Source organism: Thiohalophilus sp., from assembly GCF_031581315.1.
In the GTDB taxonomy this organism is placed as follows: domain Bacteria; phylum Pseudomonadota; class Gammaproteobacteria; order UBA6429; family Thiohalophilaceae; genus Thiohalophilus.
Window position 1 is genome coordinate 16,463 of record NZ_JAVLAZ010000030.1, and the last position, 7,971, is coordinate 24,433.

The window sequence follows — 7,971 nt, forward strand, 5'->3', positions numbered from 1 at the left end:
GTCAGGACGCCGGTGTAGCCGTACAGGCGCTGGCCGGCGATTTCGCCGTTGGCGTAGAAGCCGACCAGCGGGATGTCGCCGAAGACCTCGCTGATCATTTTCATCTCCTCACTGTTCTCGCCGAACAGGTGCCGGCCGCGGCCCAGACAGGAGATGTAGATGCCGCCTTTGGGTTCAGCGCCTTTGAGCCGTTTTTTGACATCGGCCAGCATGCGTTGCATGTCTTCGATGGCGGATTTGCCATCGCGGCGACAGAACATGATCGGAGTATCGGGGGTCATGTGTTCGCCGATGGCCAGCAGGTTGTTGTCCGGGTCGAAGCCGATCACGTTGCGCACGAGATAGTCGCCGGTGTCACTGCCCTGGACCGGGAAGGCTGCAAAGATATAACCGGCCGCCCGATCAATGTCACGCGCCAGGACTTCGCCGATGTCCTCCTTGAAGACCTCCAGCGCCGGGCGGCCATCGATGGTGATCGCCATGTGATGATCGCTGGCGGTTAGCATGCGTGGTCCGGTGATGGGCGTACAGCCCTGGCTCAATCCCGTCACCATGGGCACATCCTCGAAGATAACGCCGGAGAGCGAGCCTTCGGTGAGATCATCGGCAACCTGGAAATAGTGGTTTTCCGAGGAGGTCAATCCGCCGATCAGATAACCGTTACCCAGTTGTTCAGGCAGCTCATGGATCGTCTCGGGCAGATGGCCGTTGCGGGGGTCGCCGTGGACCACGGCCGGGCGCAGGGAAAAGTCATTGGGATTGGCCGGCGGCGGGGCCTGCTGTTCTTCCTGGGCCATATCAAAGACCCGAAACTGCTCTTGCGGGAAATGGCAGGCGAGTACGACGACCGCCGGCTGGTCGTAATATTCGGTATTGGTACAGCAGATGCCATTGCCGATACTGCCGACCCAGTGCGCAATACCGGTCTGTTCCTTGAGATAGCGCAGCAGCTTGCTCAGCTCGTTACTGAAGGCATCGGTGACATAAATGAAGGCAAGGTTGCACTCCTCGCAGGCGCCGATCTGTTGGATAACCTGATCGGCGGCTTTTTGCCACTCGTTCTCGGCGGCATGTCCCAGTTTGAATTGTGTCATCGTCACTCTATCTGCCGGTTGTCAGGGCCGATCATGCTAGCATGTAACCGGCTCTGTTATCGACATGCGCCAGTTAAAATCCATTCGCCTGCCTGTGGCTGACCGACGTCTTCAGCAACAACTGAATTAAATGCTGACAGGTTATCAGGGGGAATTGTTCTGCTGTGTCATTCAATGCGTTGGTTATGGCGCTGGCCCGCGGTTGCCGAAGGTCATCGACCGGCCTTTGATTATCATCGGACATAAAAAAACCGGGCAAAGCCCGGTTTTTTATTGGCCTGGACGTGTGTCTCAGGCTTTTTTCTTTTGCTGGATCATGTCGTGGATCAGCGGGTTGAGGATCAGCTCCATGGCAAAGCCCATCTTGCCGCCCGGTACCACGATGGTATTGCGGCGTGACATGAACGAATCGGGGATCATATTCAGCAGATAGGGGAAATCGATCCCGGTCGGATCGCTGAAACGGATCACGATAAAGCTTTCGTCCGGCGTCGGGATATCCCGGGCGATAAACGGGTTGGAAGTATCTACCGTCGGCACGCGCTGGAAGTTGACATGGGTGCGGGAGAACTGCGGCGTGATGTAGTGCACGTAGTCTTCCATGCGACGCAGAATGGTATCCACGATCGCCTCGGCGGAATAGCCACGCTGTTCGTTGTCCCGGTGAATTTTCTGGATCCACTCGAGGTTGACGATCGGCACCACGCCCACCAGCAGATCCACGTGTTTGGCCACGTCGATATCGCCGTCGGCGACACCGCCGTGCAGGCCTTCATAGAACAGCAGGTCGGTCTTGTCCTTGATCTCTTCCCAGGGCGTGAACTGGCCGGGGGTGAGATCAGTGTTCAGGCGGCTGTTGTGCTCCGCCGCTTCCTCGTCGCTGTGCAGGTAATAGCGGCGCTTGCAGGTGCCGGTTTTGCCGTAGGTCTGGAAGGTCTCTTCCAGCAGGTCGAAGTGATTGGCTTGCGGGCCGAAATGGCTCAGCTGTTTGCCTTCTTTGGCAAAGTCAGCAATCGCCTCTTTCATGGCCGCGCGATCATAGCGGTGGTAGCTGTCGCCTTCGATCACCAGCGGATTGATCTGCTCGCGGAAGAAGATATGTTCAAAGGCATTTTTTACCGTGGTGGTCCCGGCGCCGGAGGAGCCGGTGACCGCGATAATGGGATGTTTTGCAGACATGGGGTCTCCCTTGGGTCAAACGTTAGAAATGTTGTTGTAATGAATTCGGTTGTTCTGCGGCGGCCCCGGGCCGCGAGCGAGCCGCCTATTCTAATAGAATGTCTGGCGGAAGTCTCGCCATCGGGTGATTTATCCAGAAGGGGGAAATCGCGTCGTTTCGGGCTAGTTCCCGGCCTGTTCGCGGGCAATTGCGCGATGTCCGATATCGTTGCGGTAATAGACCCCGTCCCAGTGAATCTGCTGCACCAGCGCATAGGCCCGCTGCCGGGCTTCGCTGACGGTCTCGCCCAGCCCCACGGCGCACAGCACGCGCCCGCCGCTGGTCACGATCTGCCCGTCCCGCTCGGCGGTGCCGGCATGAAACACCTTGCCGTCGGGGCTCTCGTCCGGCAGCCCTTCGATGACATCGCCCTTGCGATAGTTGTCCGGATAGCCGCCGGCCGCCAGCACCACGCCCAGCGCGGCACGAGGGTCCCACTCGGCCTCGATCTGATCCAGCCGTTGTGCCAGCGCCGCCTCGCATAACGCGGCCAGATCGGAGCGCAGGCGCATGAGAATCGGCTGGGTCTCGGGATCACCGAAGCGGCAGTTGTATTCGAGGACCTTCGGCGTGCCGTCCGGGCCGATCATCAGCCCGGCATAGAGAAACCCGGTATAGGGGTGGCCCTCGGCCGCCATGCCGCGCACGGTCGGTTCGATGACCTCGCGCATGACGCGGGCGTGAATGTCGGGGGTAACCACCGGCGCGGGTGAGTAGGCCCCCATGCCGCCGGTGTTGGGGCCGCAGTCGCCGTCGTCGCGGGCCTTGTGGTCCTGGGAGGTGGCCAGCGGCAGGATGTGTTCGCCGTCGGCCATGACGATGAAACTGGCCTCCTCGCCCTGCAAAAACTCCTCGATGACGACCCGGTGGCCGGCATCCCCGAAGGCATTGCCGGCCAGCATGTCGCGCACCGCGGCGATGGCCTCATCCTCGCTCTGGGCCAGGATGACGCCCTTGCCGGCGGCCAGTCCGTCCGCCTTGACCACGATGGGCGCGCCCTGCTGGCGGACATAGGCAATGGCCTCGTCCACATCGGTAAAGTTGCCGTAGGCGGCGGTGGGAATGTTGTGCCGCTGCAGAAAATCCTTGGTGAAGGCCTTGGAGCCTTCCAGTTGCGCGGCGGCGCGGGTGGGGCCGAAGCAGGGCAGGCCGGCGGCGGTAAATTCATCCACCACACCGGCCACCAGCGGGGCCTCGGGGCCGACCAGGGTCAGGTCGATGGCCTCGCTGCGGGCAAACTCGAGCAGGGCCCCAATGTCCTCGGCGCCGACGGGCACGTTCTGCAGGCCGGGCTCACGGGCGGTGCCCGCATTACCGGGCGCGACATAGACGGTTTCGACCCGTTCGGATTGGGCGGCTTTCCAGGCCAGGGCGTGTTCCCGGCCGCCCCCGCCGATGACCAGAATTTTCATACGCGTGTCGCTCCTGCCAGGTGGATATTCAGTGACGGAAATGGCGCATGCCGGTGAAGACCATGGCAATGCCGTGTTCGTCGGCGGCGGCAATCACTTCTTCATCGCGCATGGAGCCGCCGGGTTGAATCACGGCCCGGATGCCGGCTTCGGCGGCCTGGTCCAGGCCGTCGCGGAAGGGGAAGAAGGCGTCGGAGGCCATCACCGACCCGGGCACTTCCAGCCCCGCCTGTTCGGCCTTGATAGCGGCGATGCGCGCCGAGTTGACCCGGCTCATCTGTCCGGCACCGACACCGACGGTCGTCAGCTCCCGGCCATAGACGATGGCATTGGATTTGACGAACTTGGCCACCTGCCAGCTGAACAGCAGATCGCCCATCTCCTGCTCCGAGGGCTGGCGTTGGGTGACGACCTTGAGCTCATTATATAAAGCCAGATCGGCCTCCTGGACCAGCAGGCCACCGTTGACCCGTTTGAAGTCAAGCCGCGGCTGACCGTTGCTGAATTCGCCGCAGGCCAGCAGGCGCACGTTTTTCTTGGCCGCGACCACCTTGAGTGCGTCGGCGCTGACAGACGGCGCAATGATGACCTCGACAAACTGGCGCTCGACGATCGCTTTGGCGGTCTCGGCGTCCAGTTCCTGGTTGAAGGCGATAATGCCGCCGAAGGCCGATTCGGGATCGGTGGCATAGGCGCGGTCGTAGGCGAGCAGCAGGTTCTCGGCCTGGGCGACCCCGCAGGGGTTGGCGTGTTTGACGATCACGCAGGCGGGAGTGTCGAACTGTTTGACGCATTCGAGCGCGGCGTCGGTGTCAGCGATGTTGTTGTAGGACAACTCCTTGCCCTGCAGCTGACGGGCGGTGGCTACCGAGGCCTCATGCTGATCGGCTTCCACGTAGAAAGCCGCGGCCTGATGCGGGTTCTCGCCGTAACGCATGCTCTGTGCCAGGTGATACTGGCTGTTGAACGTCCGCGAAAAGCGCTCGCGCTGGCCGTCGCCATTACTGGCGCCCAGATAGTTGGCAATGGCGCCGTCGTAACCGGCGGTATGCTCGAAGGTCCTGATCGCCAGATCGAAGCGGGTGGCGTCACTCAGCGCACCGTCGTTGGCGGCCATCTCTTCGAGCACTCGCGGATAGTCGTCACTGTTGACCAGCACCGCTACACCGGCATGGTTCTTGGCCGCGGCGCGCAACATGGTCGGCCCGCCGATATCGATGTTTTCGATTGCGGTGGGCAGATCGCAGTCGGGTTTGGCGACGGCTTCGCGGAACGGATAGAGGTTTACCACCACCATGTCGATGGGCGGAATGGCATGTTCCTGCATGACCGCATCATCGATGCCACGGCGGCCCAGCAGCCCGCCGTGGATCTTCGGATGCAGGGTTTTAACGCGCCCGTCCATCATCTCCGGAAAGCCGGTGTAGTCGGACACCTCGGTAACGGGCAGTCCGGCCTCGGCAAGCAGTTTTGCCGTACCGCCGGTGGAGAGCAGTTCGACACCGAACTGCTCGTGCAGTTGTTTGGCAAACTCGGCGATGCCGGTTTTATCGGAGACGCTGATCAGCGCGCGCTGGATTTTATTCATGGTCGTGAGTTCCCCACCAACAATTCGGCCACGGGGTCGCCGTGGCCGGGATTGCGTTGATATGTTTAATGACTCGGCAGAGTGCTTGATATAAGACGTTGTTATCGGGCCGATGTTCTCCTGGCCGGTCCGGTCGATCAGTGTACGCTCAGCCGTTGTCGCTGTTTATTCGTGTAACCCGTATTGCTTGAGTTTCTTGCGCAGGGTGCCCCGGTTGATGCCCAGCATTTCTGATGCCTTGCTCTGATTGCCGCCGGTGTGCTTGAGCACGGCACGGAACAGCGGCTCTTCCAGTTCGGCGAGCACCATTTTATATAGTTCGTTGGTCGGATGGCCTTCCAGTTGACGGAAATAATTTTCCATCGCATCGGCAACACAATCTCGCAGAGGTTTCTGGGATGAGTCGAAAGTGTTGTTATTGGTCATCACAGCGTTTTCCATAGCCACTGCTTCACTCATGCGGCAAGTTCCTCCCGATTAATTAAGCGTTCAAAAAATTCATAAATCATATCCAGCTGTTGCTCCACGCTATCGACGCGGTTTACCGCCTGACGGAAGGCCGCGCCATGAGACTGTCCCTTGCTGTACCAGCTGATATGTTTGCGGGCCACCCGCACGCCGGTGTGTTCGCCATAAAAGGCATACAGGTTTTTCAGGTGACCGATCAGGATGTCGCGGATCGTTTCCGCGGACGGTTCCGGCAGCAACTCGCCGGTTTGTAAATAGTGATCGATTTCGCCAAAGATCCAGGGACGACCCTGGGCGGCACGGCCGATCATGACCGCGTCGGCGCCGGTATGCCGCAGAACATACTCCGCTTTTTGCGGCGTGCTGATATCCCCGTTGGCGATGACCGGAATGCCGACTCGTGACTTGACCTCGGCAATGGTGTCGTACTCCGCCTCGCCGTTGTACTGATCGGCGCGGGTGCGGCCGTGGATAGCGAGCGCCTGGATGCCGGCTTCCTCGGCGATGCGGGCGATTAACGGGGCATTTCTGTGTTCACTGTCCCAGCCGGTGCGGATCTTGAGGCTCACAGGCACGTCCACCGCGTCGACCACGGCTTTGACAATACGTTCGACCAGCGGCTCGTCCTGCAGCAGCGCCGAACCGGCCATCACATTGCACACCTTCTTGGCCGGGCAGCCCATGTTGATATCGATGATCTGGGCGCCCTTGTCGACATTGTGACGCGCGGCCTCGGCCATCATTTGCGGATCGGCGCCGGCGATCTGGACCGACTTGGGCTCGATCTCGCCCTCGTGACTGGCGCGCCGCTCGGTTTTCTTGCTGCCCCACAGCAGGGAATTGGACGAGACCATTTCGGACACGGCCATGCCCGCGCCCAGCTGTTTGCACAACTGGCGAAAGGGCAGATCGGTCACGCCCGCCATGGGCGCAAGGATCAACGGATTGTTGAGCTGATAAGGGCCGATACGCATAGTGATGTCTTCAGGCTGACTCGTGCCCCGCGACACGAGGCGGATCATCATACCCGTTCGGGTGCAGAGGATAAAGCAGGAAAACCGGTCCGCAGGCCTTGCGATCCGGGCAAAGCTGATCTACACGCGCCGCCCGGTTGCGATGCTGTGCGAAGCTCGCCGGTTACTGAAAATCGAATTCAAAGTTAACGGCCTCGCTGCCCGGGTCAGCCACTTCGAGTTTGATCTGCAGGGGCGTGTCCGGTTGCATCTGCATAAACGGTGAATGGCGTTCGCCCAGATAATCGGCCGATGTAAAGCGGCGCCGGGCCACCCGGTTGCCGGATAAATCAAACAGAGTGACCCGCACGGCGGGATAGGCCTGGGCCACATCGGCTTCATTGACCAGGGTGGCACTGATCAACAGGGCGCCCTCCTGCTTGGGATGGGCGCGCACATCGCGGTTGAGCAGGCGGATGCGGTCGGTATCCCGATACGGTGTGAAGCGACAGGGCAGATGCTGACAGAACTGTTCCAGCCAGGGCTGACTTTGCGGCACATAGCGGACCACATCCAGGGGCCGGAACAGGGCCAGCTGGCCGAGCAAGAGCGCCAGCAGTAGCAGGAGCAACAAACCGCCACCGAGCGTGGCCAGCCAGCTGCGCGGTTTGGGCGGTTCGATCGCCAGCGAATCCCGCAGGCGCAGCGGTACTGGTTCCGGCTCCGGCTCATCGTCCAGTGTCGGAGGCAGCTCCGCGGTGTCTGTCCACGCGCCCCGATCCGGTTCATCGATCGAGGCGGTATGTGAACGGTCGTCCCCGGTGTCGTCCTCGAACGCCATCGGCGTCGCGTCTTCCTCGGGTTCGGCCGTGGCGATCTCTTCTGTCGTTTCAGCGACGGACGACCCTGGTTCCTCGCCGGCAGACGGTTCGCGCTTCAGATCGTCAAACAGGCTGTCGATGGCCTCGCCCAGTTCATCCTGTTCCGGGGGCGGCGGCTCGTCCGGCAAAGCCAGGGAGCCCGGCAGTTCGGTGTCGGGATTATCGATCCCCAGTGACAACTGCTGGTCCATCTCCGCCAGGATGTCATCCAGTTCCTTGTCCGAGAGCACCTCATCGGTAAATTCGTTGTATTTATAGCGGGAGCTATCGGAAGCCGATGTCGGTTCCGGTTCCGGTTCCGGCTCGGGCTCAGGCTCCGGTTTGCTCATGGAAGCGGTATTCACCGAAGATTCGGT

Annotated in this window: 7 protein-coding genes; all 7 read right to left on the reverse strand. The window is 61.0% G+C overall.

Annotated elements, in window-relative coordinates; all coding sequences use genetic code 11:
• Positions 1-1,094: FIST C-terminal domain-containing protein (locus RI563_RS06245; RefSeq protein ID WP_310693505.1), on the reverse strand; the 1,094-nt coding region annotated here is incomplete at its 3' end.
• Positions 1,095-1,385: 291 nt separating this feature from the next.
• Complete coding sequence (locus tag RI563_RS06250; protein WP_310693506.1) at positions 1,386-2,273, reverse strand: phosphoribulokinase; 888 nt, start codon at positions 2,271-2,273, stop codon at positions 1,386-1,388.
• Between the two features lie 162 nt (positions 2,274-2,435).
• Entirely contained in the window at positions 2,436-3,725 is a 1,290-nt protein-coding gene (gene purD / locus RI563_RS06255; RefSeq protein ID WP_310693507.1) for a phosphoribosylamine--glycine ligase, read from the reverse strand.
• Between the two features lie 28 nt (positions 3,726-3,753).
• Positions 3,754-5,313 (reverse strand): bifunctional phosphoribosylaminoimidazolecarboxamide formyltransferase/IMP cyclohydrolase, encoded by a 1,560-nt coding sequence (gene purH / locus RI563_RS06260; protein WP_310693508.1) that lies wholly within the window; start codon positions 5,311-5,313, stop codon positions 3,754-3,756.
• Positions 5,314-5,478: 165 nt separating this feature from the next.
• Positions 5,479-5,772 (reverse strand): DNA-binding transcriptional regulator Fis, encoded by a 294-nt coding sequence (gene fis / locus RI563_RS06265; protein ID WP_310693509.1) that lies wholly within the window; start codon positions 5,770-5,772, stop codon positions 5,479-5,481.
• Positions 5,769-6,755 (reverse strand): tRNA dihydrouridine synthase DusB, encoded by a 987-nt coding sequence (gene dusB, locus RI563_RS06270; RefSeq protein WP_310693516.1) that lies wholly within the window; start codon positions 6,753-6,755, stop codon positions 5,769-5,771. Before dusB ends, fis begins: the two co-directional genes overlap by 4 nt.
• A 163-nt stretch (positions 6,756-6,918) precedes the next feature.
• Positions 6,919-7,971: DUF3426 domain-containing protein (locus tag RI563_RS06275; protein WP_310693510.1), on the reverse strand; the 1,053-nt coding region annotated here is incomplete at its 5' end.